Source organism: Streptomyces sp. NPDC002130 (assembly GCF_040296465.1).
GTDB lineage: Bacteria > Actinomycetota > Actinomycetes > Streptomycetales > Streptomycetaceae > Streptomyces.
Genome location: NZ_JBEOXI010000541.1, coordinates 1 through 2,558, shown reverse-complemented (window position 1 = coordinate 2,558; position 2,558 = coordinate 1). Strand labels below are relative to the sequence as shown.

The 2,558-nt window shown below is 66.4% G+C and carries 1 protein-coding gene and 3 pseudogenes; 1 reads left to right on the top strand and 3 read right to left on the bottom strand.

The genetic code is table 11. The annotated features are described in order from the left end of the window. Positions 1-144: 144 nt before the first annotated feature. Positions 145-546: pseudogene (locus tag ABT116_RS42465) on the bottom strand (nuclear transport factor 2 family protein); the annotation flags it as partial. A 141-nt stretch (positions 547-687) separates the two neighbouring features. Between ABT116_RS42465 and ABT116_RS42460 the strand changes: the two are divergent. After that, positions 688-1,602, top strand: a pseudogene (locus tag ABT116_RS42460) (GAF domain-containing SpoIIE family protein phosphatase); the annotation flags it as partial. Here the strand turns inward: ABT116_RS42460 and ABT116_RS42455 are convergent. Together ABT116_RS42455 and ABT116_RS42450 are read right to left on the bottom strand one after the other, a co-directional pair. Then, a pseudogene (locus ABT116_RS42455) lies at positions 1,574-1,735 on the bottom strand (ANTAR domain-containing protein); the annotation flags it as partial. The pseudogenes ABT116_RS42460 and ABT116_RS42455 sit on opposite strands and share 29 nt — an antisense overlap. A gap of 111 nt (positions 1,736-1,846) precedes the next feature. Then, a partial coding sequence (locus tag ABT116_RS42450) for an MFS transporter (RefSeq protein ID WP_351645919.1) occupies positions 1,847-2,558 on the bottom strand: 712 nt, incomplete at its 5' end.

Below are 2,558 nucleotides of genomic sequence, written 5' to 3'. Positions count from 1 at the left end.
CTTCGGCATCAGCGAGCGGGACACCCTCAAGACCTGGACGGTGCTGGAGAGTGTGCTGTCCGTGGCGGGGTTCGCGGTGGCGGCGGTATTGAGCGACAGGGGGGTCGTAATCGACCACGTCTCCGTGAAATGGCATTGACTCATTTTCCACATACCGTCCTCGATCACGTACTTGTCGTCGTATTCGCCGGTCATCAACTTCTCGGTGCGTCCGACAGTGTCGACCTGGCGGAACTGCAGGGTCCATCGCCCCACCGCCGACGTCTCCGAGGTCAGTGCGATGTCGGGATGCAATCCGTGATGCATGTCGAGGACCGCGTACCGGCCGTCGATCTTCCGAAGAGCGATCTTCTCGAAGATGTCCGCCATCGGCCCGGCGTCGTCGAACGCGCCGAGGCGGCCGTAGTCGATCGATGCTCCTGAACGGATGAAGCTGCTGCGGAACCGAACCGGATCCTTGGCGTCACAGGCTCGCCAGTAGCCATGTTTGAGCTTCTTGATTTCCTCGATCTGTTCGAGCGCGTCGAGGCGTTGTGCGAGATCCACCGTCGGTCCTTTTCGTCTGGGTTTCCCGGAGACATGTCGGATCGACTGTAGGGTGTCCTCAGTCACATGTGTGTAGTTTTTCCCAGTGACCGGTCAGGAAACGGTGTCGGTTTCGCTCGAGGATTCGTCGCCGGTGAGAGCCTCCCCCTGATCATCTCCGGTCGGCCGGTCGGCTGCTGCATCCTGTCCTACACCCGGCCGCACACCTTCACCGCCGACGAACGCGCCGTCCTCACCTCGCTGTCCGGCCTGATCGCCCAGGCCCTCGACCGCGCCCGGCTCTACGACACCAAACACCGGCTCGTGCACGAACTGCAGCGCGCCCTGCTGCCCCGGGCCCTGCCCCGCCTGCCCGGCCTCGACGTCGCCGCCCGCTACCTGCCCGCCGGCCACGGCACCGAGGTCGGCGGCGACTTCTTCGACGTGCTGCGCCTGAACGACAGCAGCGCGGCCGCCGTGATCGGCGACGTCGAAGGCCACAGCGTTGCCGCCGCCGCCCTCATGGGCCAGGTCCGCACCGCCATCCACGCCCACGCCACCGCCGGCGCCGCACCCGGCCAGGTCCTCGCCCGCACCAACCGGCTCCTGGCCGACCTCGACTCCGAACTGCTCGTCTCCTGCCTCTACGTCCACCTCGACCTCGGCCGCCACCAGGCATCCCTCGCCAGCGCGGGACACGTGCCGCCGCTGCTGCGCCAGGCCCGGCACCCCGCCGGCGTCCTCGACGTCGAGCCCGGCCCGCTGCTGGGCATCGACACCGGCACCGACTACCCCGTCACCACCGTGCCCCTGCTCCCCGGCACGACCCTCGCCCTCTACACCGACGGCCTGGTCGAACTTCCCGGCACCGACGCCACCCGCACCACCGCCGACCTCGCCGGGCACCTGGACTCCGCCGACGGCCACGACCTGGAACGCCTCATCGACCGGCTGCTGCGCCACACCACACCCACGGGACAGCACACCGACGACATCGCGGTGCTCCTCCTGCGCGCCTCCCGCCTCAGCGACGCTCCGGCCGGAGACGTCAACCCCGGTCCGGGGAGTCGGCCCTGACCCGCCGGGCCACGTCGCGCAGCTTGAGGTTGTGGTCCTGGGAGATGCGCCGCAGCACCCCGAAGGCCTCGTCCTCGCCCAGCTGATGGCGCTCCATCAGGATCCCCATGGCCTCGCCGATGGCGTGCCGGGTACCCGACCCGACAAGGCCGATACGGTGACGTGTGTATTCGGTAGTCATGACATTCTCCTGCATAAGTGGGGACGGCCCCTCGCGGAGATTCCGCGCGAGGGGCCGGTCCGGTCAAGCGTTGTTGCTGGTGAGCTCTGAGTCCTGCTTGCTCGGCAGGCTCGGCTTCGGTATGCCCAGTTCTGCTGTGGGCGTGCGGTACGTTTCCGGTCCGGTCATTGCCGCGATGGCGGAGACGACGGCGAAGCCCAGGCACATCCATGCAACTGGTGTCCAGTTGCTCTTGTCTCCGGCCGAAATGGCCTGGGCGATAGCCGGTGTGAAGCCGGCAACAAGGAGTCCGAGCATGAGGCTGACGGCCATTCCGGTGTACCGGACCTTCGCGGGGAACTGCTCGGGGAAGTACGCCGGGTACGTGCCGTTGGGCATCGCGTAGAAGATTCCGATCATGACGATTCCGGAAGCGAAGACCATGGGGACGCTTTGGGTTCCGATCGAATGGAAGAACACGAAGATCATCAGGCCGGCTCCGATCGCGCCGACGACGAAGATGGGCTTACGTCCGTAGCGATCCGAGAGAATGCCGAACAGCGGCTGAGTCAGTACGGCAACAAAATTGGCGGTCGCGATTGCCCACAGCATGGTTGAGCGTTCGAATCCCGATTCGACGGCGTACGCCAGGGCGAAGACGTTGACGATGGTGTTGATCATCGCGAACGTCGAGCTCATGCCGACCAGCGGAAGCAGCCCGTCGAGGCCGGTGGACAGGTCCACGTCCATGTACACGACGATGTCCGCGTCGCTCGCGCCCCAGACGGTGCGCAGG